This is a genomic window from Pseudomonas sp. WS 5503 (assembly GCF_012985385.1).
GTDB classification, from domain to species: domain Bacteria; phylum Pseudomonadota; class Gammaproteobacteria; order Pseudomonadales; family Pseudomonadaceae; genus Aquipseudomonas; species Aquipseudomonas paracarnis.
The window spans coordinates 307,277-329,513 of sequence record NZ_JAAQWI010000002.1 but is presented as its reverse complement, the minus strand read 5'-3'; the positions used below and the strand labels follow the sequence as shown (position 1 = coordinate 329,513).

Below are 22,237 nucleotides of genomic sequence, written 5' to 3'. Positions count from 1 at the left end.
AAGTCTTATTCCTGGATCGTATGAAAAAGAATGAAATAATTCTTTTTGGGTGTATGAAAAACTCATTACCCTGCAGGGACCAAATCAACTGCGATTAGACGAAGGTAGTAGACACACAAGGTTACGATTGACTTGGTGGTCACTATCTGGCGCTAATCGCGCATCTGTGGATCGAGGGCGTCAGACCCGAGACCAAAGAAATACAAAAATTAGAAATGAGAGGAGCGGTACATGAAGAAGTCCACCTTGGCTGTGGCTGTAACGTTGGGCGCAATCGCCCAGCAAGCAGGCGCTGCCGGTTTCATCGAAGACAGCAAGGCCACACTGGGCCTGCGTAACTTCTACATCAACACCGATAACCGCGAAGGCACGGCCAACCCGAGCCGCAACGAAGAGTGGGGCCAAGGCTTCGATCTGCGTTTCATCTCCGGTTACACCCAAGGCACCGTCGGCTTCGGTCTGGACGCTATCGGCCTGCTGGGTGTTCGCCTGGATTCCGGCGGTGGCACCAACGGCGCGACTGCCAGCTCCTACGGTGGCACGATCTTCCCGAGCAAGTCCAATGGCGAAGCCGTTGATAACTACTCCAGCCTGGGCCTGACTGCCAAGGCCAAGATCTCTCAAACCGAACTGAAGTTGGGTACCTTGCAGCCCAAGCTGCCAGTCATCGTCACCAACGATGGTCGTATGCTGCCGCAAACCTTCCAGGGTGGCCAGATCACCTCCAGCGATATCAAGGACCTGACCCTGGTTGCTGGCCAGATCGAAAAGGCCAAGGGCCGTAACTCCAGCAACAACGAAAGCCTGTCCATCTCCGGCGCCAACAGCCGTGGTGTGAACTGGCGTTCGAGCAACAAGTTCTACTACGCCGGTGGCGACTACAAGATCACCAAGGATCTGACCGCCCAGTACTACTACGGCAACCTGGAAGATTTCTACAAGCAACACTTCCTGGGCCTGACCCACAACTGGGCCATTGGTCCTGGCGTGCTGAAGTCTGACCTGCGCTACTTCAACAGCTCCGACGATGGTAACAACGGCAACCAGTCCGCTTACTTCTCGACGGGCAACTACAGCGGCGTGAACTCCGGCCGTGGCAAAGTCGACAACAACCTGTACAGCGGCCTGTTCCTGTACTCGGTTGCCGGCCACACCTTCGGTGGCGGTTACCAGGTCAGCAACGGCAGCAGCGACTTCCCTTGGCTGAACCAGGGTGACGGCTCGTCGGCTTACATCACCACCGACATGCAAATCCAGAAGTTCGCCCGTGCCGGCGAGCGTACCTGGCAAGCTCGCTACTCCTACGACTTCGCCAAAGTCGGCGTGCCTGGCCTGACCGCCGGTGTGGTTTACCTGAAAGGTGATCATATCGACACCGTCGCCAGCAACCGTACCGAGTTCACCGGCCAGTCCGAGTGGGAGCGTGACATCACTGTTGCCTACGTCGTACCGGAAGGTCCGCTGAAGAACGTCGGCGTGGCGTGGAAAAACGCTATGTGGCGCAGCGACATCGCCAACGCGCGTAACCAGGACGAAAACCGCTTGATCGTCAGCTACTCGATCCCGCTGTTGTAAGACTGTAAAACCTTGCCCGGCGCAATGCCGGGCAAGGTGTCTTGCTATTCAAGTCGGGCTCAACCCCCGCAAGCCCTTCCTGAATCCCTCTTTTTTGCAGCGTCTCAAGGCCTTCTCGAACCTTGAAGGCGATGTTGGCCTCAGGCCGTTCCCAAGTCCAATGAACTGATTTTTAATATTCTTTTATCGTCTAGATAAATCGATAGTTATTCTTTTTAAATCACAAAAAATCCATGCACAGTGGGCTCCATAAGCACTCATCAGGAGCCACACCATGAGCCTAAGACTGGGCGATATCGCCCCCGACTTTGAACAGGATTCCAGCGCCGGCAAGATTCGCTTCCACGAATGGCTGGGCGACAGCTGGGGTGTGCTGTTTTCCCACCCTGCGGACTTCACGCCGGTGTGCACCACCGAGCTGGGTTTTACCGCCAAGCTCAAGGATGAATTCGCCAAGCGTGGCGTCAAGGCCATCGCCCTGTCGGTAGATCCGGTGGACTCGCACCACAAGTGGATCGAAGACATCAACGAGACCCAGAACACCGTGGTCAACTTCCCGATCCTGGCCGACGCCGACCGCAAGGTCTCGGACCTCTACGACCTGATCCACCCGAATGCCAGCGATACCCTCACCGTGCGCTCCTTGTTTGTGATCGACCCGAACAAGAAGATCCGCCTGACCATCACCTACCCGGCGAGCACCGGGCGTAATTTCCATGAAATCCTGCGGGTGATCGACTCGCTGCAGCTGACCGACAACCACAAGGTGGCAACACCGGCCAACTGGCAGGATGGGGATGAGGTGGTCATCGTGCCGTCACTCAAGGACGAGGAAGATATCAAGAAACGCTTTCCCAAGGGCTATCGCGCGGTGAAGCCGTACCTGCGTCTTACCCCACAACCCAATCGTTAAGGCATCACGGACCATCCCTCTGTAGGAGCGAGCTTGCTCGCGAAAAACGTCAACGATAACGCGTGCTTCCTGAATGAACGCGGCGCCTGTGAGTTTTTCGCGAGCAAGCTCGCTCCTACCAAAAAGCACTGACTCACAGCAGGGGTTTTCAGGCCGTTTCCACGGCCTTTTTTTTTGCCTGGGGATTGATCAATCGCTTATGTTTTTATGGAATAAACAAATGAATAAATAAGATTTATAGATATATAAATCTGCTGATAAGGTCTATCCCATCTTGGCGCCATCGCCGTACAGCGAACCGCCGACACTTGCTCAAGGAATCTCCTGCATGCTGGTCGTAACACTTGGAGGCAGTCCCAGCCAGCGGTCCCGCTCTGGGGTCTTGCTGGATAAAACCCGTCAGTGGCTGCAACAGCAGGGCGTGGAAGTGGTGAGTTACCAGGTACGGGACTTCCCGGCTGAAGACTTGCTGCATGCGCGCTTCGACAGCCCCAAGGTCATCGACCTGCTGCAACAAGTCGCCAATGCCGACGGCCTTGTGATTGCCACGCCGGTGTACAAGGCGTCGTTTTCCGGGGCGTTGAAGACCGTACTGGACCTGCTGCCGGAGCGTGCGTTGGCCCACAAGGTGGTGCTGCCGATGGCGACCGGCGGCAGCATCGCCCACATGCTGGCGGTGGACTACGCCCTGAAGCCGGTGCTGTCGGCCCTCAAGGCCCAGGAATTGCTCCACGGTATTTTTGCCGAAGACAGCCAGATCGCCTATGGCGAAGGCAGCGTGCAGGCGCAACTGGTGCCGGTACTCGAACAGCGTCTGCACGAAGCCCTGGAGCAGCTCTACAGCGCCATGGCGCGCCGGCCAAAACCGCTGGACCCTGACGTATTGAATGAACGTTTGTTGAGTGCTCGCTGGAGCATCTGAGCCTCACCCCGAAAAGCTGGAAGCACTCACCTTACTCAGCCGACAACGGCCAAGCAGGTGCAGCCAAAACCCTAATCGCACAGTTGGAGAGAGCGCCATGCGCACTGTCATCTTGCGTCGTGGTCTGGTCGCACTCTTTGCTGCGGCTGTGTCCCTCGGCGCCATCGTTCAAGCCCAAGCCGCCGAGACCTTGCGGATCGGTTATCAGAAGTACGGCACCCTGGTGCTGCTCAAGGCCAAGGGCACCCTGGAAAAGCGCCTGGCCGACCAAGGCGTGCAGGTGCAGTGGACCGAGTTTCCCGGTGGCCCGCAATTGCTCGAGGGCCTGAACGTTGGCTCCATCGACTTCGGCGTTACCGGCGAAACCCCACCGGTGTTTGCCCAGGCGGCTGGCGCCGATCTGCTCTACGTCGCCTACGAACCACCCGCGCCTACCAGCGAAGCGATCCTGGTGCCCAAGGACTCGCCGATCAAATCGGTGGCCGAGCTCAAGGGTAAAAAGGTCGTGCTCAACAAAGGCTCCAACGTGCACTACCTGCTAGTGCGTGCCCTGGAAGATGCCGGCCTCAACTACACCGACGTAAAGACCGTGTTCCTGCCCCCCGCCGATGCCCGTGCTGCGTTCGAGCGTGGCAGCGTGGACGCCTGGGTGATCTGGGACCCGTACCAGGCCGCCGCCGAGAAGCAACTGCAAGCGCGCACCCTGCGAGACGGCACCGGGATTGCCGACAACCATCAGTTTTACCTGGCCACCAAACCCTACGCCGAACAACACCCGCAAGTGATCAAGGCGTTGGTGGAAGAGGTGCGTGCGGTAGGCGAATGGTCCAAGGCCAACCCGCAGGAAGTGACTGAGCAGGTCGCCCCACTGCTCGGCCTGCCGGCAGATATCACCCTCACATCGGTGAAACGCCAGGGCTACGGCGCGCTGTTCCTGACCCCGGAAGTGGTCGCCGCCCAGCAGAAAATCGCAGACAGCTTCTTCCAACTCAAATTGATCCCCAAGCCCTTGAGCATCAAGGACGTGATCTGGACGCCACCCGCTGCGGTTGCCAAAGCGCCGTAATCCGACTTCATTCAGGAGACAACTCCATGAGCCTCAATATTTTCTGGTTCCTGCCCACCCACGGCGACGGTCATTACCTTGGCACCGCCGAAGGCGCCCGCGCTGTCGACCACGGTTACTTGCAACAAGTGGCCCAGGCTGCTGACCGCCTGGGTTTCGGCGGGGTGTTGATCCCTACGGGTCGCTCTTGCGAAGACTCGTGGTTGGTGGCCGCCTCGCTGATCCCAGTGACCCAGCGCTTGAAATTCCTGGTTGCCCTGCGCCCTGGGATCATCTCCCCAACCGTGGCCGCGCGTCAGGCCGCGACCCTGGATCGCCTGTCTGGTGGCCGTGCGCTGTTCAACCTGGTCACCGGTGGCGATCCGGAAGAACTGGCTGGCGACGGATTGTTCTTGAGCCATGAAGAGCGCTACCAGGCGTCGGTGGAATTCACCCGCATCTGGCGCCGTGTGCTGGAAGGCGAGACCGTGGACTACGACGGCGAGCACATCAGCGTCAAAGGCGCAAAATTGCTCTACCCACCGATTCAACAACCACGCCCGCCGCTGTATTTCGGGGGTTCCTCCGAAGCCGCCCAGGACCTGGCGGCCGAACAGGTCGAGATGGTGCTGACCTGGGGCGAGCCGCCGGCAGCCGTTGCGGAAAAGATCGCGCAGGTACGCGCTAAGGCTGCAAAACTGGGACGCACGGTGCGCTTTGGCATTCGCTTGCATGTGATCGTGCGCGAAACCAACGACGAAGCCTGGAAAGCCGCCGACAAACTGATCTCCCACCTGGACGACGAGACCATCGCCCGGGCCCAGGCGTCCTTGGCGCGCTTCGATTCGGTGGGCCAGCAACGCATGGCAGCCTTGCACGGCGGTAGCCGTGACAACCTGGAAGTCAGCCCCAACCTGTGGGCCGGCGTCGGCCTGGTACGTGGCGGCGCAGGGACGGCGCTGGTGGGCGATGGCCCAACGGTTGCGGCGCGGGTCAAGGAGTACGCGGACCTGGGTATCGATACCTTTATCTTCTCCGGTTATCCACACCTGGAAGAGTCGTATCGGGTCGCCGAGCTGTTGTTCCCGCACCTGGATATCGAACGTCCCGAGCTGCCAAAAAGCGCCGGCTACGTCAGCCCGTTTGGCGAGATGGTTGCCAACGACATCCTTCCCAAAGCTGCGTCACAGAGCTGAGGCGCCGTTATGGACTTAGAAAAAATCAGCCATCGCGTGGCGCCCTGGGTGCTGCCGATCTTATTGCTGGCGGTGTGGCAGTTGTCGGTGTCGGCGGGTTGGTTGTCGACGCGCATTCTGCCAGCGCCGAGTGCGGTGATCGAAGCCGGGGTGAACCTGGTGGTCAGCGGCGAAATCTGGACGCACCTGGCCATCAGCGGCTGGCGCGCCGGCCTGGGCTTTGTGATCGGTGGCAGCATCGGTCTGGCCCTGGGCTTTATTACCGGCTTGTCGAAGTGGGGCGAACGCTTGCTCGACAGCTCGGTGCAGATGATTCGCAACGTGCCGCACCTGGCGCTGATTCCGCTGGTGATCCTGTGGTTCGGCATTGATGAGACTGCGAAAATTTTCCTGGTGGCCCTGGGTACCTTGTTCCCGATCTACCTGAACACTTACCACGGCATCCGCAATGTCGACCCGGCACTGGTGGAAATGTCGCGCAGCTATGGCTTGTCCGGTTTCAGCCTGTTCTGGCAAGTGATCCTGCCGGGCGCGCTGCCGTCGATCCTGGTTGGGGTGCGCTTTGCCCTGGGCTTCATGTGGCTGACGTTGATCGTGGCGGAAACCATCTCGGCAAGTTCCGGCATCGGTTACCTGGCGATGAATGCCCGTGAATTCCTGCAAACCGACGTGGTGGTGCTGGCCATCGTCATGTACGCCATCCTCGGCAAACTGGCAGACCTGGCAGCCCGCGGGCTGGAACGTGTGTGGCTGCGCTGGCACCCGGCGTACCAAGTCAAAGGAGGCGCAGCATGACGGCTCAACAACCTCCGCGTCTGTTGAAGGGCATCCCTCTGGCAGTGCGCAAATTGCGCAAGGCCTTTGGTACCCGCGAAGTGCTCAAAGAGATTGACCTGCATATTCCCGCGGGGCAGTTCGTGGCCGTGGTCGGTCGCAGTGGTTGCGGCAAAAGTACCTTGCTGCGCCTGTTGGCGGGGCTGGACAAAGCCAGTGGCGGCGAGCTGCTGGCCGGCTCCGCGCCACTGCACGAAGCGATTGAAGATACGCGGTTGATGTTCCAGGAGGCGCGCTTGCTGCCATGGAAGAAGATCATCGATAACGTCGGCCTGGGCCTCAAGGGCGACTGGCGGCCCAAAGCGCTGGATGCGCTGGAAGCGGTTGGCCTGGCCGAGCGCGCCAATGAATGGCCGGCGGCGTTGTCCGGTGGCCAGAAACAGCGCGTGGCACTCGCACGGGCGTTGATCCATCAGCCGCGCCTGTTACTGCTCGATGAGCCGCTGGGCGCACTGGATGCCCTGACCCGCATCGAGATGCAGCAACTGATCGAAAACCTGTGGCGCAAGCACGGTTTCACGGTGTTGCTGGTGACCCACGATGTCAGCGAAGCCGTGGCGATTGCCGACCGCGTGATTCTGATTGAAAACGGCGAAATCGGCCTCGACCTGAACATCGACCTGCCACGCCCACGGGCCCGTGGCTCACACCGCCTGGCCGCGCTGGAAGCCGAAGTGCTCAACCGCGTGCTGTCGCTACCCGGTTCCCCACCGGAACCCGAACCTGTTTCACCGCTGCCGACGCAATTGCGTTGGGCTCAATAACTCACACAGGAAAAACACCATGACTATTAAAGCCATCAACGTGCGTAACCAGTTCAAAGGCACCATCAAGGAAATCGTGGTCGGCGACGTGCTGTCGGAAATTGACGTGCAGACCGCGTCCGGCATTGTCACCTCGGTAATCACCACCCGTTCGGTCAAGGAGTTGGAGCTGGTGATCGGCAGTGAAGTGATTGCCTTTGTGAAATCCACTGAGGTGTCGATTGCCAAGTTGTGATAACCCCACTGATCGTTCCCACGCTCTGCGTGGGAATGCCGCCTGGGGCGCTCCGCGTCCCGCTGTGCCAAAGGTGACGCAGAGCGTCACCGGATGTATTCCCACGCAGAGCGTGGGAACGATCAGCGCTTGGGCAGATAGGCCGGCAAATAAAGCCCCACATACGCATCAAACACCCGCATCCCTTCCTCCGCCATGCGCGGCGTAATCAGCCCATGCTGATGCACCGAGCGCGCGTACACGCGGTCGCTCAACTCCAGTGCCAGGGCAAACACATCCACATCGCTTGGTAGCGTTGGCACTTCAAAGTGGCGATTGAACACCGCCAGCATCAAGTCGCCCAATTCCAGATCATGCTGGCGATCGGCCTGGGTCACTTCGGTCAACCCATGCTGGGCCAGGATCAACTGGCGCGCCGCGGCATCGTTGCTGTAGATGCTGAGCATGCGTTGTTCAACGATGTAGGACAGGTCGCGCCAATGCTTGAGCGATTCATGCTCGATGGGCGCCTGGATGGCGGCGCGAAAGGCTGCGTGAACGTCAGCGGTCAACGCCTCCAGCAACGCCGGCACACTGGCGAAAAAGTGGTACACCGATGACGGTGGTATCTGTGCTCGTTCGGCCACGCTGTAGATCGACAAACTGGCCACACCTTCGGCGGCCAGCAAGGTGCGGGCGGCGTCGAGGATCGCGTCGATCCGGGCCTGGCTGCGGGCGCGGGGTTTGCGAACAGTGGCGGGGCGGGTGGTCATGGATGTCTCCTACAAGGCAGCAGGCATTGTATGAGCAGGAATCTGTGTTGTCTGCCAAGCCGCCTTCGCGAGCAAGCCCGCTCCCACATTTAACTGCATTCCAAAGTTGAAACCCGACCCCTGTGGGAGCGGGCGTGCTCGCGAAGAGGCCAACTCGGTCTACCGGTAGAAACCCATAAAAAAACGCCACTGATCAAAATCAGCGGCGTTCTTTTATTGCAGCAACCGCTTACACGGTATGCAGGTACCAGTTGTACTCAAGGTCGGAGATGGAGTGTTCAAACTCCTCCAGCTCACTTTCCTTGCAGGCGACGAAGATATCGATGTATTTAGGATCGATGTACTTGGCCATCACCTCGCTGTCGTCCAACTCACGCAGCGCATCGCGCAGGTTGTTCGGCAGGCTCTGCTCGTTCTGCTCGTAGCTGTTGCCTTCCACTGGAGCGTTCGGCTCGATCTTGTTGGTCAGGCCGTGGTGTACGCCCGCCAATACCGAGGCCATCAGCAGGTAAGGGTTGGCATCGGCGCCAGCCACACGGTGTTCGATACGCACGGCATCGGACGAGCCGGTGGGTACGCGAATCGCCACGGTGCGGTTATCCAGGCCCCAGCACGGCGAGTTCGGCACGTAGAACTGTGCGCCGAAACGACGGTAGGAGTTGACGTTGGGGCACAGGAACGCCATTTGGGCGGGTAGGGTCTCCAGCACACCGCCGATCGCGTGACGCAATGCGGCGTTCTGCTCGGGATCCTCGCTGGCAAAGATGTTCTTGCCGTCCTTGTCCAGAATGGAAATGTGTACGTGCAGCCCGTTGCCTGCCTGGCCTGGGTAAGGCTTGGCCATGAACGTGGTGTCCATCTCATGGTCGTAGGCGATGTTCTTGATCAGGCGCTTGAGCAGTACCGCGTAGTCGCAGGCCTTGATCGGGTCGGCGACGTGGTGCAGGTTCACTTCGAACTGCGCCGGGGCACTTTCCTTGACGATGGCATCGGCCGGAATGCCTTGCTCCTTGGCACCTTCCAGAATGTCCTGGAGGCAGTCGACGTATTCGTCGAGGTCGTCGATCAGGTAGACCTGTGTCGAGTGCGGGCGTTTGCCGGAGATCGGCGAGCGGGGCGGTTGTGGGCGGCCGTTCACGTTCTCCTGGTCGATCAGGTAGAACTCAAGCTCGAAAGCGGCGCAGATGGTCAGACCGAGGTCGTCAAACTTGGTGACAACTTGGCGGAGCACTTCGCGCGGATCGGCGAAGAAAGGTTCACCTTCAAGTTCGTGCATGGTCATCAGCAGTTGCGCGGTGGGGCGCTTTTGCCAGGGTTCATTGCACAGGGTGTCGGGGATTGGATAACAGATTCGGTCAGCATCACCGATGTCCAGGCCCAGGCCGGTGCTTTCCACCGTAGAGCCGTTGATATCCAGGGCAAATAAAGAGGCAGGCAGGTTAATGCCCTTCTCGTAAACCTTGTGGAGGCTGGTGCGTTCGATGCGCTTACCGCGCACCACACCATTCATATCCGCAATTAGAAGGTCTACGTACAGAACCTCAGGATGATCCTTAAGGAACGCGTTCGCTTCGTTAAGCTGAACGGCACGCGGGGGTACCGACATGATGCAACACCTTTGTTGTTAAAAATATCAATCATTGATCTTTTCTGGTTTCAGTCAACCCGAACGGCCTGCCGAAGTCAAGCGAGGCATTTTTTGCCCTAAAAAAGCGCCACAAAGCCTTTTTTGCGGGGTTTTGGGGCGATTTTTTGGGTTTGAGGGGCTTGGGACCTGCAGGCTTGAGCGGGCCGTGTAGGATTTTTTACGGGGGTGTTGTGTAAAAAAATGAACAAGGCTAAGCTCGATTCAAACCCATAACAGCAATAATACCGGGGTGCTTCATGTTTCACCTGCCGCCAATCGGCGTCTCTGCCTGCTCCAGCCAGGCGTTGTCCGCAGTTCGTTCGCCCCGCGTGAATGCCCAGGCACCGGCCAATATTCTTGACGGCCCGGCCGATCTCTTTTTTGCCATCTCCGACGCCGCTGAGCGACCCTCATCCGCCGTGCCGATCATAATTGCGCACAACTTTGGCCTGAGGAATGCAACCCATGGGCAAATGGCAGGTAAGCTCCTACCCTGAATGAAAAAACGACGCGGATGCTGCGTCAACCAACGCCTGGCCTTTAATGGATGCCAGGAAACCCAGCCCAGAGGCATTTATGAGTAACAACCTCGACCAGCTCACCGATTGGTTGAAAGACCACAAGATCACAGAAGTCGAATGCATGATTGGCGACCTCACCGGTATTACCCGGGGCAAGATCTCGCCGACCAACAAGTTCATTGCCGAAAAAGGCATGCGCCTGCCCGAGAGTGTTCTGTTGCAGACCGTGACCGGCGACTATGTCGAAGACGACATCTATTACGAATTGCTCGACCCGGCCGACATCGACATGATCTGCCGCCCCGACCAGAACGCGGTATTCCTGGTGCCCTGGGCCATCGAGCCGACCGCCCAGGTGATCCACGACACCTACGACAAGCAAGGCAACCCGATCGAGCTGTCGCCGCGCAACGTGCTCAAGAAAGTCCTCAAACTCTACTCCGACCGCGGCTGGCAGCCCATCGTGGCGCCGGAGATGGAGTTCTACCTGACCAAGCGCTGCGAAGACCCGGACTTCCCGCTGCAACCGCCGATTGGCCGCTCCGGCCGCCCGGAAACCGGTCGCCAGTCCTTCTCTATAGAAGCGGCCAACGAATTCGACCCGCTGTTCGAAGACGTCTACGACTGGTGCGAACTGCAGGAGCTGGACCTCGACACCCTGATCCACGAGGACGGCACCGCGCAGATGGAAATCAACTTCCGTCATGGCGACGCCCTGTCCCTGGCCGACCAGATCCTGGTGTTCAAGCGCACCATGCGTGAAGCCGCGCTCAAGCACGACGTGGCCGCCACCTTCATGGCCAAGCCCATGACCGGCGAGCCCGGCAGCGCGATGCACCTGCACCAGAGCATTATCGACATCGCCACCGGCAAGAACGTCTTCTCCAATGAAGACGGGACCATGAGCCAACTGTTCCTCAACCATATTGGCGGCCTGCAGAAATTCATCCCTGAATTGCTGCCTTTATTCGCCCCCAACGTGAACTCGTTCCGCCGCTTCCTGCCCGACACCTCGGCGCCGGTGAACGTGGAATGGGGCGAAGAAAACCGCACCGTCGGCCTGCGCGTACCGGATGCCGGCCCGCAGAACCGCCGCGTGGAAAACCGCCTGCCGGGCGCCGACGCCAACCCGTACCTGGCGATTGCCGCCAGCCTGTTGTGCGGCTACATCGGCATGGTCGAGGGCCATAACCCGAGCGCGCCGGTGGTGGGCCGTGGTTACGAGCGACGCAACCTGCGCCTGCCGTTGACCATCGAAGACGCCCTGGAACGTATGGAAAACAGCAAGACCATCGAGAAATATCTGGGGCAAAAATTCATCACAGGCTACGTCGCGGTCAAGCGGGCCGAGCATGAAAACTTCAAGCGCGTGATCAGTTCGTGGGAGCGGGAATTCCTGCTCTTCGCCGTCTGATGCGCCGGGCGCGCCCTTCAAACGGCGCGCCTTCACTGAAAAGTCTAGGAGATTGGTATGTCCAGCAACAACCCGCAAACCCGTGAATGGCAAGCCTTGAGCAATGATCACCACCTGGCGCCGTTCAGCGACTTCAAGCAATTGAAAGAGAAAGGCCCAAGGATCATCACCAAAGCCCACGGCGTTTACCTGTGGGACAGCGAAGGCAACAAGATCCTCGACGGTATGGCCGGCCTGTGGTGCGTGGCGATCGGTTACGGTCGCGATGAACTGGCCGATGCCGCCGCCAAGCAGATGAAAGAACTGCCGTACTACAACCTGTTCTTCCAGACCGCACACCCGCCGGTATTGGAGTTGGCCAAGGTCATTTCCGATGTCGCGCCGGCTGGCATGAACCACGTGTTCTTCACCGGCTCTGGCTCCGAAGGCAACGACACCATGTTGCGCATGGTCCGCCACTACTGGGCGATCAAGGGCCAGCCCAACAAGAAAACCATCATTGCCCGCAAGAATGGCTACCACGGCTCTACCGTGGCCGGCGCCAGCCTGGGCGGCATGACCTATATGCACGAGCAGGGCGACTTGCCGATCCCGGGCATTACTCACATCGCGCAGCCCTACTGGTTTGGCGAAGGCGGCGACATGAGCCCCGAGGAATTCGGTGTGTGGGCCGCCAACCAGTTGGAAGAGAAAATCCTGGAGCTGGGCGTGGACAACGTCGGCGCCTTTATTGCCGAGCCGATCCAGGGTGCCGGTGGCGTGATCGTGCCGCCTGCCACGTACTGGCCGCGCATCAAGGAAATCCTCGCCAAGTACGACATCCTGTTTGTCGCCGACGAAGTAATCTGCGGCTTCGGCCGTACCGGTGAGTGGTTCGGTAGCGATTTCTACGACCTCAAGCCGCACATGATGACCATCGCCAAGGGCCTGACCTCGGGCTACGTGCCCATGGGCGGCCTGATCGTGCGTGACGAAGTGGTGGCGGTGCTCAACGAAGGGGGCGATTTCAACCACGGCTTTACCTACTCCGGCCACCCGGTGGCCGCGGCCGTGGCGCTGGAAAACATCCGCATCCTGCGCGATGAAAAAATCGTTAACCGTGTGCACGACGAAACGGCACCGTATTTGCAAAAGCGTCTGAGGGAACTGGGCGATCATCCGCTGGTGGGTGAAGTACGCGGCGTCGGTATGCTCGGTGCGATCGAGCTGGTGCAGGATAAGGCGACGCGCAAGCGTCACGAAGGCAAAGGCGCCGGCATGATCTGCCGAACCTTCTGCTTTGAAAATGGCCTGATCATGCGCGCCGTGGGCGACACCATGATCATTTCGCCGCCACTGGTCATCAGCAAGGCTGAAATCGACGAGCTGGTAACCAAGGCCCGCCATTGCCTGGACCTGACTTTGGCTGCCTTGCAGGGCTAAGTGCTAGGCTCAGTGCGCGGTGCACTGGGCAGTTAAAAATGCAGGGGCTTTGGTTGAAAGCCGGCCCCTGAACTTGCCAGACTGTCGCCCTGTTTTGTTGCCCTTCGGTTGGGCCGTAAAACATACAACGCTTGTGGCCCAAAAAAGAAAAAATTGGAGCATCACCAAATGAAGGCATTAGGTTTGAAGAACGCTGGCAAGACCCTCCTCGCCTTGTCCCTGATGGGTGCAATGGCGGGCGCGGCCCAGGCAGACAATAAAGTGCTGCATGTCTACAACTGGTCCGACTACATTGCACCGGACACCATCGCCAACTTTGAAAAAGAGTCGGGCATCAAAGTGGTGTACGACGTTTTTGACAGCAACGAAACCCTGGAAGCCAAGTTGCTGGCAGGCAAGTCCGGCTACGACATCGTTGTGCCGTCGAACAGCTTCCTCGCCAAGCAGATCAAGGCCGGTGTCTACCAGGAGCTGGACAAGTCCAAGCTGTCCAACTACGACAACCTGAACAAATCCCTGCTCAAGGCCGTATCGGTCAGCGACCCGGACAACAAGCACGCCTTCCCGTACATGTGGGGCTCGATGGGCATCGGCTACAACCCGGAGAAGGTCAAGGCCGCACTGGGCGTGGACAAGATCGACTCCTGGGACGTACTGATGAAGCCGGAAAACATCGCCAAGCTGAAAAGCTGCGGCGTGAGCTTCCTCGATTCGCCAACCGAAATGCTGCCGGTAGCGCTGCATTACCTGGGCCTGCCGACCGACACTACGAAGAAGGCTGATCTGAAACAGGCCGAAGACCTGTTCATGAAAATCCGTCCTTCGATCGGCTACTTCCACTCCTCCAAGTACATCTCCGACCTGGCCAACGGCAACATCTGCGTGGCTGTGGGCTACTCGGGTGACATCGAGCAGGCCAAAACCCGCGCGGCTGAAGCCGGTGGCAAGGTCAAGATCGCCTACGACATTCCCAAGGAAGGTGCTGGCAGCTTCTTCGACATGGTCGCCATTCCCAAGGATGCCGAAAACGTCGAGGCTGCCTACGCATTCATGAACTACCTGCTCAAGCCAGACGTCATGGCCGCGATCACCAACAGTGTGCGTTTCCCGAACGGTAACGAGAAAGCCACTGCCCTGGTCGATAAAGACATCACCAGCGACCCGGGTATTTATCCGTCGGCCGAAGTGCAATCCAAGCTCTACGCCATTGCCGACATGCCAGCGGCAACTCAGCGTGAAATGACCCGTAGCTGGACCAAGATCAAGTCCGGTAAATAACGCACAAACCTGTAGGAGCGAGCTCGCTCGCGAAAATCGTCAACGATAACGCGGGGCCTCTGATAGCCCGCGATGCCTGTGAGTTCTTCGCGAGCAAGCTCGCTCCTACAAACAGTGGCAGCCGTACAGAAAATAAATGACAGAAAGTTTTGCCGGATCGGTTTATCGACGGTAAGTTGCGCGCCGGTTTTGTTGCCGGGCAACAACTTCAAGGCCCCCAACTATTCAAGAGGACCTCCACTTGCCAATTTCTTTATTTCGCAAAGCCATGCTGGTGGGTGCAGGTATCACGCTGGCTGCCAGCGTACAGGCCGCACCGACGGTGCATATTTATAACTGGTCGGACTACATCGGCCCCGACACCCTGGCCAACTTCGAAAAGGCCAGCGGTATCAAGCCTGTGTATGACGTGTTTGACTCCAACGAAACCCTGGAAGGCAAGTTGCTCGCCGGGCGTACCGGCTACGACGTCGTGGTGCCGTCCAACCATTTCCTGGGCAAGCAGATCAAGGCTGGAGCGTTCCAGAAGCTCGACAAGTCACTGCTGACAAACTACGCCAACCTCGACCCGGTGCTGCTCAAGCGCCTGGAAAAGAACGACCCGGGCAACCAGTACGCGGTGCCGTACCTGTGGGGCACCAACGGCATTGGCTACAACGTCGACAAGGTCAAGGAAGTGCTGGGTGTCGACAAGATCGACTCCTGGGCGGTGTTGTTCGAACCGGAAAACATGAAGAAGTTGGCCACTTGCGGCGTGTCGTTCATGGACTCGGCCGATGAAATGCTACCGGCGGTACTCAACTATATGGGCCTGGACCCCAACAGCACCAACCCGGCCGACTATAAGAAAGCCGAGGAAAAACTGCTGAAAGTGCGGCCCTACGTGACCTACTTCCATTCCTCCAAATACATCTCGGACCTGGCCAACGGCAACATCTGCGTGGCGGCCGGTTTCTCCGGCGATGTGTTCCAGGCCAAGGCCCGTGCGGCGGAGGCGGGCAAAGGCGTGAACATCGCCTACACGATTCCCAAAGAAGGCGGCAACCTGTGGTTCGACGTGCTGGCGATTCCCAAGGATGCCAGCAACGTCAAGGAAGCCCACGCCTTCATCAACTATTTGCTGCAGCCTGAGGTGATCGCTCAGGTCAGCGATCAAGTCGGTTACGCCAACCCTAACCCAGGGGCGGACAAACTGATGGAGCAATCGATACGCACCGACGAAGCGGTTTACCCACCGCAGGCGGTTCTCGAGCGGACATTCGTCAACTTTGAGCTACCCCCGAAAGTGCAGCGTTTAATGACCCGTAGCTGGACCAAGGTCAAGACGGGCAAGTAAGGCTAAAACTATCCAAGGCTGGCCCGCATTGGGCCGGCTGCACAGTTTTTTTTGGGAGTTTCGTAAATGGCAGTTGCCTCCGGCGCCTATAAGAAAGCCCTCGAGGGCGACCAGACACCGAAAAAGGTGCTGGTCAAAATCGACCGGGTCACGAAGAAGTTCGACGAGACGATCGCCGTGGACGATGTGTCCCTGGAAATCAAGAAAGGCGAGATCTTCGCCTTGCTCGGCGGTTCGGGTTCGGGCAAATCCACCTTGCTGCGCATGCTTGCAGGTTTCGAGCGCCCAACCGAAGGTCGCATCTACCTCGACGGTGTGGACATCACCGACATGCCGCCCTACGAGCGGCCGATCAACATGATGTTCCAGTCCTACGCCTTGTTCCCGCACATGACCGTGGCGCAGAACATCGCCTTCGGCCTGCAACAGGACAAGATCCCCAAGGCTGAAGTCGACGCACGCGTGGCCGAGATGCTCAAGCTGGTACAGATGAGCCAATATGCCAAGCGCAAGCCGCACCAATTGTCCGGCGGTCAACGCCAGCGCGTGGCACTGGCCCGCTCCCTGGCCAAGCGCCCGAAACTGCTGCTGCTCGATGAGCCGATGGGCGCCCTGGACAAGAAGCTGCGCTCGCAGATGCAACTGGAGTTGGTGGAAATCATCGAGCGCGTCGGCGTGACCTGCGTGATGGTGACCCACGACCAGGAAGAGGCCATGACCATGGCCGAACGCATCGCGATCATGCACCTGGGCTGGATCGCCCAGATCGGCAGCCCCATCGATATCTACGAAACGCCCACCAGCCGCCTGGTGTGCGAGTTCATTGGTAACGTCAACATTTTCGACACCCAAGTGGTGGACGACGCTGAAGGCCACGCGGTGCTCAAGTGCCCGGACCTGGACCGCGACATCTACGTGGGCTACGGCATCGCCACCTCGGTGGAAGACAAGTCGGTGACCTACGCGATTCGCCCGGAAAAGCTGCTGGTGACCACTGAAATGCCAACCTGCGAGCACAACTGGTCCAGCGGCAAGGTGCACGACATCGCCTACCTGGGCGGCCACTCGGTGTTCTACGTGGAGCTGCCGAGCGGCAAGCTGGTGCAGTCTTTCGTCGCCAACGCCGAACGCCGTGGCCAGCGCCCAACCTGGGGTGACCAGGTGTACGTGTGGTGGGAAGACGACAGCGGCGTGGTACTTCGCTCATGAACATGAAGAAATTCAAGCGGCGCTTGGATCGCATCGTGCCCAATGGCAAGCAGGTGGTCATCGGGATTCCCTTCCTCTGGCTGTTCCTGTTTTTCGCACTGCCGTTTTTCATCGTGCTGAAAATCAGCTTTGCCGAAGCCGATGTGGCGATCCCGCCCTATACCGAGATCTATACCTACGTTGAGCAAAAGCTGGAGGTGGTGCTGAACCTGGCCAACTACAGCTTGCTGGCGGGCGACGAGTTGTACATCGCCGCCTACCTGGGCTCGCTGAAGATGGCGTTTTTCAGCACGCTGCTGTGCCTGCTGATCGGCTACCCGATGGCCTACGCCATTGCCACCGCGCGCAAAGAGATGCAGACCGTGCTGGTGCTGCTGATCATGATGCCCACCTGGACCGCGATCCTGATCCGGGTGTATGCGTGGATGGGCATCCTCAGCAACAACGGCCTGCTCAATGGCTTCCTGATGTCCATGGGCTTGATCAACGAGCCGCTGCAGATCCTCAACACCAACATCGCGGTGTACATCGGCGTGGTCTATTCGTACCTGCCGTTCATGATCCTGCCGCTGTACGCCAACCTGGTTAAGCACGACCAGAGCCTGCTGGAAGCCGCGTCCGACCTGGGGTCGAGCACCTTCAACAGCTTCTGGAAAATCACCGTGCCGCTGTCCAAGAACGGCATCATCGCCGGTTGCATGCTGGTGTTTATCCCGGTGGTGGGCGAGTTCGTGATTCCTGAACTGCTCGGCGGCCCGGAAACCTTGATGATCGGTAAGGTGTTGTGGCAAGAGTTCTTCAACAACCGTGACTGGCCGGTGGCGTCTGCCCTGGCGGTGGTGATGCTGGCGATCCTGATCGTGCCGATCATCCTGTTCAACCGCAGCCAAGCCAAAGAGCTGGAGGGCAAGATATGAAGCGCTTTCGTTTCTCCAGCTTCATGCTGGTCGCAGGCTTGTTGTTCATCTACCTGCCGATGTTGATCCTGGTGATCTACTCGTTCAACGAATCCAAGCTGGTGACAGTGTGGGGCGGTTGGTCGATCAAGTGGTACGTGGGCCTGTTGGACAACACCCAGTTGATGGGCTCGGTGGCCCGCTCCCTGGAAATCGCCTGCTACACGGCGGTGGCGGCGGTGGCGTTGGGTACCCTGGCCGCCTTCGTGCTGACGCGCATCAGCCAGTTCAAGGGCCGCACGCTGTTCGGTGGCCTGGTGACGGCGCCGTTGGTGATGCCGGAAGTGATCACCGGCCTGTCGCTGTTGCTGCTGTTCGTGGCCATGGCGCAGATGATCGGCTGGCCCCAGGAGCGTGGCATCGTCACCATCTGGATCGCCCACACCACCTTCTGTGCGGCGTATGTGGCGGTGGTGGTGTCGGCGCGCTTGCGTGAGCTGGACCTGTCGATCGAAGAAGCGGCGATGGACCTGGGCGCGCGGCCGTGGAAGGTGTTCTTCCTGATCACCATCCCGATGATCGCGCCATCGCTGGCAGCGGGCGGCATGATGTCGTTCGCGCTATCGCTGGACGACCTGGTACTGGCCAGCTTCGTGTCGGGCCCCGGTTCCACCACCTTGCCGATGGAAGTGTTCTCGGCGGTGCGTCTGGGGGTTAAACCCGAGATCAACGCCGTGGCGAGCCTGATTCTGTTGGCGGTGTCGCTGGTGACCTTCCTGGTGTGGTTCTTCAGCCGTCGGGCCGAAGAGCATCGCAAGAAGGCTATTCAGCAAGCGATTGAAGAAGCCGCAGCGGATGGCTGGCAGCAGCCGGACAAGCGCCGGGCGCCAGCGCCGGTCTGACTGCCGACGCGATCCACTGTAGGAGCGAGCTTGCTCGCGAAGAACGTTAACGATGACGCTGGGTACCTGACACCCAGCGGCGCTCTCAGGTTTTTCGCGAGCAAGCTCGCTCCTACAGTGGGGTTTAGCTATGCAGCCCACGGCGACGTGCGGATCACCTGCACAAAATTCATCGGCTTGAACCCCGGCTCCTGGTCCACCAGCACGTCGGTCTTAACATTGCCAAACGTGGTCTGCGGGCGATGGCGCAAGCCGTCGGCGAACGCGCAGATAATGCACTCCTTAAACCCCTCACCCCGTGGATGCGCGTGCACCACCGCTTCGCGCTGCGCGCTGCTGAACGCGGCGTAGTCGATGCCCAGCACGTCCATCTCCACACCGGCGGTAACCAGCGCTACGGTGGGGCGCAGGTGTTGCGGCACACCCGGCGTGGTATGCAGGGCGATGGACAGCCACACTTGTTCGATATCGTCATCGCTCAACCCATAGGGCTTGAGAAATGCGGCGGCGGCGTTGGCGCCGTCCACTTCAAAACGCTCGTCGTCACTGCGGTGGCCTTCCACCAGGCCCAGGTCATGGAACATCGCGCCGACGTAGAGCAACTCCGGGTTGTAGGCCAATTGCTTGCGCTCACCGCTCAAGGCGCCGAACAGGAAGACGCGGCGCGAATGGTGGTAGAGCAGGTCCGATTCGACGTCGCGGATGTATTCGGTGGTGGCCCTGGCCAAGGCGCTATCAGGGATCTGAATACCGGCTATGGTGATGCTCATGGTGGATCTCCTCTGGAAAGACTTCAGTCTGGTCCCATGACCCTGAAGCGGCTATTGCGACAGGGAGGCGATCCCGGCCAATGTGCCGCCACATCGTGCCAAGCATGTAGGCGATCCCCTGTGGGAGCTGGCTTGCCTGCGATAGCATCACCTCGGTGTACCTGAGGTACCGAGTCGTCTGCATCGCAGGCAAGCCAGCTCCCACAAGGGGGTCGCGTTTATCCAGTTGGAAAAAGGTGTTTGTGACCATGGGCAAAACCGTCGCCATCCTGATCTTCCCCGGTGTCCAGTCGCTGGACGTGAGCGGGCCGATGGATGTGTTCTGCGAGGCCAACCGCTTCCTGGCGCCCGAGGATCACTATCGGCTGGAAGTACTCGGCTTTGGCCACGGCGCCATGGCGGCGTCCAACGGTTTGTCACTGCAGGCGCACAAGCACTACAGCGAAGCCCGGCAACCCTATGACCTGTTGCTGGTCGCCGGTGGCCCGCAGTTACCCTTCGAGGATTTCGGCTTCGAGTTTGACGCTTGGCTGCGCGCGGCCGCCGCGAAGGCGCAGCGCTTCGGCTCGATCTGCAATGGCGCCTTCATGCTGGCCCGTGCAGGTCTGCTGGACGGCAAGACCGTCACTACCCATTGGAACGATGCCGCCAGCCTGGCGCGCCTGTGTCCCTCGGCCCAGGTCGAAGCCGACCGTCTCTATGTGCAGGACGGCAAGCTCTACACCTCCGCTGGGGTCACGGCAGGTATCGACCTGTCGTTGTACTTGCTGGCCCAGGATCACGGCCCGGAAGTGGCCCTGAGCGTGGCCAAGCGCCTGGTGGTGTTCACCCAGCGCTCGGGCGGGCAATCGCAGTTCAGCCCGTTCCTCACGCCCCATGCCGAAACCACCTCGGCGGTGGCGCTGGTGCAGTTGTACGTGCTGGCCAACCTGACGGGAGACTTGACCATTGCCGACCTGGCCAAGGCGGCCAATATGAGTGCGCGTAATTTCTCCCGGGTGTTCGCCCGTGAAGCGCGGATTACGCCGGCGGAATTTGTCGAGAGGGCGCGGGTGGATGCGGCACGGGTGATGCTTGAAAGCAGCCACGCACCGCTTAAAACCGTGGCCTATCAATGCGGCTTTCGCGACGCCCAGCACATGCGCAGTGTGTTCAACCGCCGGCTGGGCGTCACGCCGCAACAGTTCAGGCTTAACTTTGCGGCGCCGGTTTGAGCGTGTCGTAGGCTTCCAGGGCGCGCAACGAGTAGATGTAGGCCGCGCCTGCATTCAGCGAGATCGCGGTGGCCAGCGTGGCCGCCACTTCTTCGCGGGTTGCCCCGGCCTTGATCGCGGCATCGGCATGCACGCCGATGCAACCGTCGCAGCGGGTGGTGATCGCCACCGCGATGGAAATCAGTTCACGGGTCTTGGCGTCGAGTACATTGTTTTCCTCGGCAGCTTCCCCCAGCGCCATGTAGGCTTTGACCATCTTCGGGTTGCTCTTGCCCAGTGAGCCAAAGGCTTTCTTCACGGTAGGCAGCAAGTCGGACCAGTTATTGAACATTGCGGTAACTCCTGAACAGGTTGGGTGTGAAGCCAGTCTGTAGCGTTGAGGGCTGCGGCTATTGTTCAATCCGCTCATTTTTTTGACCGATGCTCGCAAATGAATGCCATCGACACCCTTATCGCGCTGGCCAACCTGCGCGGCAGCCTGGATTTGCGTTGCCAGTTCCAAGGGGACTGGGCGTTGGACCATGCGCCGGAAAACCTCGGCGTGGCGCCTTATCACATCGTGCTTAGCGGCACCTGCCGCGCCGAGTTGTCTGGCGGGCAATATGTAACGTTGGAGGAGGGCGATATCCTGCTGATGCCCGGTGGCGGTACCCACTTGCTGCGCAGCCAGGGCGCGCGGATCCGCCCGATGCAGCCTCGCGTTATCGAAGGGGGTGCGCTAACCGTGCACCGTTTGGGCGGTGAACAGCCGGATGTGGATATGCTGTGTGGCAGCTTTCACTACAACCGCCAATCGCTGTTGTTCGATGCGTTGCCGGACTACCTGGTGGTGTCCAGCCGCCAGTGGCAAGGCGATGGGCAACTGGCGGCGTTGATAGCGTTGCTGCGCAGTGAAGCGGACGGGCAGCAAGTGGGTGCCCGTTCGTTTATCAATGCACTGTCGTCAGCCCTGTTCACCTTGATTCTGCGCAGTTGGCTGAGCGACCAGGCGCCAGGGGCGGGAACCTTCGCCTTGCTCGCTGACAAGCGCTTGAGCAAGGCCTGGCAAGCCATGCTGGCCGAACCTGGGCATGAATGGACCATCGATGGTCTGGCGTCGGCGGCCAGCATGTCCCGTGCGACCTTTATGCGTGCGTTCGTCAAAGTGGCAGGTGTATCGCCCTGGGTGTTGCTCACCCAATTGCGCATGGAGATGGCGTTCAACCTGCTGCGCCAGTCACGCCTGAGCCTGATCGATATCGCCGCCCAGGTGGGTTATCAGTCCCAGGCGGCGTTCAGCAAGAAATTCAAGGACACCTACGGCCAAGCGCCAGGGCGCATGCGGGCTCACACCCGATGATCGTTCCCACGCTCTGAGTGGTAACGCCTCTTGGGACGCTCTGCGTCCCGCTTCTAAGGGCGGACGCGAAGCG

The 22,237-nt window shown here is 59.6% G+C and carries 22 protein-coding genes and 1 pseudogene; 19 read left to right on the top strand and 4 right to left on the bottom strand.

What is annotated here, in order from left to right; translation table 11 throughout:
• Positions 1–231: 231 nt before the first annotated feature.
• The 8 genes from HBO10_RS07275 (at position 232) to HBO10_RS07240 (ending at position 7,484) form a co-directional block, all read left to right on the top strand.
• Positions 232–1,575: an OprD family porin gene (locus HBO10_RS07275; protein ID WP_034128998.1), complete on the top strand. Its 1,344-nt coding sequence runs from the start codon at positions 232–234 to the stop codon at positions 1,573–1,575.
• Between the two features lie 274 nt (positions 1,576–1,849).
• Positions 1,850–2,488, top strand: coding sequence for a peroxiredoxin (locus HBO10_RS07270; RefSeq protein WP_034128997.1), 639 nt, complete (start codon positions 1,850–1,852; stop codon positions 2,486–2,488).
• Between the two features lie 328 nt (positions 2,489–2,816).
• Positions 2,817–3,410 carry an NADPH-dependent FMN reductase gene (ssuE, locus tag HBO10_RS07265; protein ID WP_014720392.1) on the top strand — a complete coding sequence of 198 codons (594 nt, stop codon included), beginning with the start codon at positions 2,817–2,819 and terminating at the stop codon, positions 3,408–3,410.
• 97 nt (positions 3,411–3,507) lie between these two features.
• Entirely contained in the window at positions 3,508–4,476 is a 969-nt protein-coding gene (locus HBO10_RS07260; RefSeq protein WP_169921960.1) for a sulfonate ABC transporter substrate-binding protein, read from the top strand.
• Positions 4,477–4,502: 26 nt separating this feature from the next.
• Positions 4,503–5,651, top strand: a complete 1,149-nt coding sequence (gene ssuD / locus HBO10_RS07255) for an FMNH2-dependent alkanesulfonate monooxygenase (RefSeq protein ID WP_003195260.1) — start codon at positions 4,503–4,505, stop codon at positions 5,649–5,651.
• A gap of 9 nt (positions 5,652–5,660) precedes the next feature.
• Complete coding sequence (gene ssuC / locus HBO10_RS07250; protein WP_003195258.1) at positions 5,661–6,446, top strand: aliphatic sulfonate ABC transporter permease SsuC; 786 nt, start codon at positions 5,661–5,663, stop codon at positions 6,444–6,446.
• On the top strand, positions 6,443–7,249 hold the full coding sequence (gene ssuB, locus HBO10_RS07245) for an aliphatic sulfonates ABC transporter ATP-binding protein (RefSeq protein ID WP_032902254.1): 807 nt from the start codon (positions 6,443–6,445) through the stop codon (positions 7,247–7,249). Before ssuC ends, ssuB begins: the two co-directional genes overlap by 4 nt.
• A 19-nt stretch (positions 7,250–7,268) precedes the next feature.
• On the top strand, positions 7,269–7,484 hold the full coding sequence (locus HBO10_RS07240; protein WP_003176783.1) for a TOBE domain-containing protein: 216 nt from the start codon (positions 7,269–7,271) through the stop codon (positions 7,482–7,484).
• A 122-nt stretch (positions 7,485–7,606) separates the two neighbouring features.
• Here HBO10_RS07240 and HBO10_RS07235 read toward each other — a convergent pair whose 3' ends face one another.
• Complete coding sequence (locus HBO10_RS07235) at positions 7,607–8,236, bottom strand: TetR/AcrR family transcriptional regulator (protein WP_019817784.1); 630 nt, start codon at positions 8,234–8,236, stop codon at positions 7,607–7,609.
• A gap of 229 nt (positions 8,237–8,465) precedes the next feature.
• Entirely contained in the window at positions 8,466–9,842 is a 1,377-nt protein-coding gene (locus HBO10_RS07230) for a glutamine synthetase family protein (RefSeq protein ID WP_003195252.1), read from the bottom strand.
• A 278-nt stretch (positions 9,843–10,120) separates the two neighbouring features.
• On the opposite strand from HBO10_RS07230, the gene HBO10_RS07225 reads away from it, so the two are divergent.
• From HBO10_RS07225 to HBO10_RS31240, 9 genes and pseudogenes are all read left to right on the top strand, one after another.
• Positions 10,121–10,360, top strand: a complete 240-nt coding sequence (locus HBO10_RS07225; protein WP_080757756.1) for a hypothetical protein — start codon at positions 10,121–10,123, stop codon at positions 10,358–10,360.
• A 79-nt stretch (positions 10,361–10,439) separates the two neighbouring features.
• Positions 10,440–11,798: a glutamine synthetase family protein gene (locus HBO10_RS07220; protein WP_003195249.1), complete on the top strand. Its 1,359-nt coding sequence runs from the start codon at positions 10,440–10,442 to the stop codon at positions 11,796–11,798.
• A gap of 57 nt (positions 11,799–11,855) precedes the next feature.
• On the top strand, positions 11,856–13,220 hold the full coding sequence (locus HBO10_RS07215) for an aspartate aminotransferase family protein (protein ID WP_014720386.1): 1,365 nt from the start codon (positions 11,856–11,858) through the stop codon (positions 13,218–13,220).
• A gap of 183 nt (positions 13,221–13,403) precedes the next feature.
• Entirely contained in the window at positions 13,404–14,498 is a 1,095-nt protein-coding gene (locus tag HBO10_RS07210; protein WP_034129075.1) for a polyamine ABC transporter substrate-binding protein, read from the top strand.
• A gap of 241 nt (positions 14,499–14,739) precedes the next feature.
• The gene (locus tag HBO10_RS07205) at positions 14,740–15,834 is read left to right on the top strand and encodes a polyamine ABC transporter substrate-binding protein (protein ID WP_034128995.1); all 1,095 of its coding nucleotides are present in this window, start codon (positions 14,740–14,742) and stop codon (positions 15,832–15,834) included.
• Positions 15,835–15,900: 66 nt separating this feature from the next.
• Positions 15,901–17,043 (top strand): polyamine ABC transporter ATP-binding protein, encoded by a 1,143-nt coding sequence (potA, locus tag HBO10_RS07200; RefSeq protein ID WP_003195240.1) that lies wholly within the window; start codon positions 15,901–15,903, stop codon positions 17,041–17,043.
• Entirely contained in the window at positions 17,040–17,960 is a 921-nt protein-coding gene (locus HBO10_RS07195) for an ABC transporter permease subunit (RefSeq protein WP_003195238.1), read from the top strand. Before potA ends, HBO10_RS07195 begins: the two co-directional genes overlap by 4 nt.
• Positions 17,957–18,841, top strand: coding sequence for an ABC transporter permease subunit (locus HBO10_RS07190; protein ID WP_003195236.1), 885 nt, complete (start codon positions 17,957–17,959; stop codon positions 18,839–18,841). Before HBO10_RS07195 ends, HBO10_RS07190 begins: the two co-directional genes overlap by 4 nt.
• A pseudogene (locus tag HBO10_RS31240) lies at positions 18,842–18,961 on the top strand (outer membrane lipoprotein carrier protein LolA); the annotation flags it as partial.
• An 8-nt stretch (positions 18,962–18,969) separates the two neighbouring features.
• On the opposite strand, the gene HBO10_RS07185 reads toward HBO10_RS31240, so the two are convergent.
• The gene (locus tag HBO10_RS07185; RefSeq protein WP_034128994.1) at positions 18,970–19,611 is read right to left on the bottom strand and encodes an HD domain-containing protein; all 642 of its coding nucleotides are present in this window, start codon (positions 19,609–19,611) and stop codon (positions 18,970–18,972) included.
• Between the two features lie 248 nt (positions 19,612–19,859).
• Here HBO10_RS07185 and HBO10_RS07180 point away from each other — a divergent pair, with 248 nt between their 5' ends.
• A complete protein-coding gene (locus HBO10_RS07180) occupies positions 19,860–20,825 on the top strand; it encodes a GlxA family transcriptional regulator (RefSeq protein ID WP_034128992.1) in 966 nt (321 codons plus the stop codon).
• On the opposite strand, the gene HBO10_RS07175 is transcribed toward HBO10_RS07180, so the two are convergent.
• Positions 20,803–21,156 carry a carboxymuconolactone decarboxylase family protein gene (locus HBO10_RS07175; RefSeq protein WP_034128991.1) on the bottom strand — a complete coding sequence of 118 codons (354 nt, stop codon included), beginning with the start codon at positions 21,154–21,156 and terminating at the stop codon, positions 20,803–20,805. The two genes, HBO10_RS07180 and HBO10_RS07175, sit on opposite strands and share 23 nt — an antisense overlap.
• A gap of 99 nt (positions 21,157–21,255) precedes the next feature.
• Here HBO10_RS07175 and HBO10_RS07170 point away from each other — a divergent pair, with 99 nt between their 5' ends.
• Positions 21,256–22,164 carry an AraC family transcriptional regulator gene (locus HBO10_RS07170; RefSeq protein ID WP_034128990.1) on the top strand — a complete coding sequence of 303 codons (909 nt, stop codon included), beginning with the start codon at positions 21,256–21,258 and terminating at the stop codon, positions 22,162–22,164.
• Positions 22,165–22,237: the final 73 nt, after the last annotated feature.

What these genes read in the sequence shown, in the direction of transcription:
- HBO10_RS07275 (WP_034128998.1), top strand. Translation starts at nt 232, where the DNA reads ATGAAGAAGTCCACCTTGGCTGTGGCTGTAACGTTGGGCGCAATCGCC.
- HBO10_RS07270 (WP_034128997.1), top strand. Translation starts at nt 1,850, where the DNA reads ATGAGCCTAAGACTGGGCGATATCGCCCCCGACTTTGAACAGGATTCC.
- ssuE (WP_014720392.1), top strand. Translation starts at nt 2,817, where the DNA reads ATGCTGGTCGTAACACTTGGAGGCAGTCCCAGCCAGCGGTCCCGCTCT.
- HBO10_RS07260 (WP_169921960.1), top strand. Translation starts at nt 3,508, where the DNA reads ATGCGCACTGTCATCTTGCGTCGTGGTCTGGTCGCACTCTTTGCTGCG.
- ssuD (WP_003195260.1), top strand. Translation starts at nt 4,503, where the DNA reads ATGAGCCTCAATATTTTCTGGTTCCTGCCCACCCACGGCGACGGTCAT.
- ssuC (WP_003195258.1), top strand. Translation starts at nt 5,661, where the DNA reads ATGGACTTAGAAAAAATCAGCCATCGCGTGGCGCCCTGGGTGCTGCCG.
- ssuB (WP_032902254.1), top strand. Translation starts at nt 6,443, where the DNA reads ATGACGGCTCAACAACCTCCGCGTCTGTTGAAGGGCATCCCTCTGGCA.
- HBO10_RS07240 (WP_003176783.1), top strand. Translation starts at nt 7,269, where the DNA reads ATGACTATTAAAGCCATCAACGTGCGTAACCAGTTCAAAGGCACCATC.
- HBO10_RS07235 (WP_019817784.1), bottom strand. Translation starts at nt 8,236, where the DNA reads ATGACCACCCGCCCCGCCACTGTTCGCAAACCCCGCGCCCGCAGCCAG.
- HBO10_RS07230 (WP_003195252.1), bottom strand. Translation starts at nt 9,842, where the DNA reads ATGTCGGTACCCCCGCGTGCCGTTCAGCTTAACGAAGCGAACGCGTTC.
- HBO10_RS07225 (WP_080757756.1), top strand. Translation starts at nt 10,121, where the DNA reads ATGTTTCACCTGCCGCCAATCGGCGTCTCTGCCTGCTCCAGCCAGGCG.
- HBO10_RS07220 (WP_003195249.1), top strand. Translation starts at nt 10,440, where the DNA reads ATGAGTAACAACCTCGACCAGCTCACCGATTGGTTGAAAGACCACAAG.
- HBO10_RS07215 (WP_014720386.1), top strand. Translation starts at nt 11,856, where the DNA reads ATGTCCAGCAACAACCCGCAAACCCGTGAATGGCAAGCCTTGAGCAAT.
- potA (WP_003195240.1), top strand. Translation starts at nt 15,901, where the DNA reads ATGGCAGTTGCCTCCGGCGCCTATAAGAAAGCCCTCGAGGGCGACCAG.
- HBO10_RS07195 (WP_003195238.1), top strand. Translation starts at nt 17,040, where the DNA reads ATGAACATGAAGAAATTCAAGCGGCGCTTGGATCGCATCGTGCCCAAT.
- HBO10_RS07190 (WP_003195236.1), top strand. Translation starts at nt 17,957, where the DNA reads ATGAAGCGCTTTCGTTTCTCCAGCTTCATGCTGGTCGCAGGCTTGTTG.
- HBO10_RS07185 (WP_034128994.1), bottom strand. Translation starts at nt 19,611, where the DNA reads ATGAGCATCACCATAGCCGGTATTCAGATCCCTGATAGCGCCTTGGCC.
- HBO10_RS07180 (WP_034128992.1), top strand. Translation starts at nt 19,860, where the DNA reads ATGGGCAAAACCGTCGCCATCCTGATCTTCCCCGGTGTCCAGTCGCTG.
- HBO10_RS07175 (WP_034128991.1), bottom strand. Translation starts at nt 21,156, where the DNA reads ATGTTCAATAACTGGTCCGACTTGCTGCCTACCGTGAAGAAAGCCTTT.
- HBO10_RS07170 (WP_034128990.1), top strand. Translation starts at nt 21,256, where the DNA reads ATGAATGCCATCGACACCCTTATCGCGCTGGCCAACCTGCGCGGCAGC.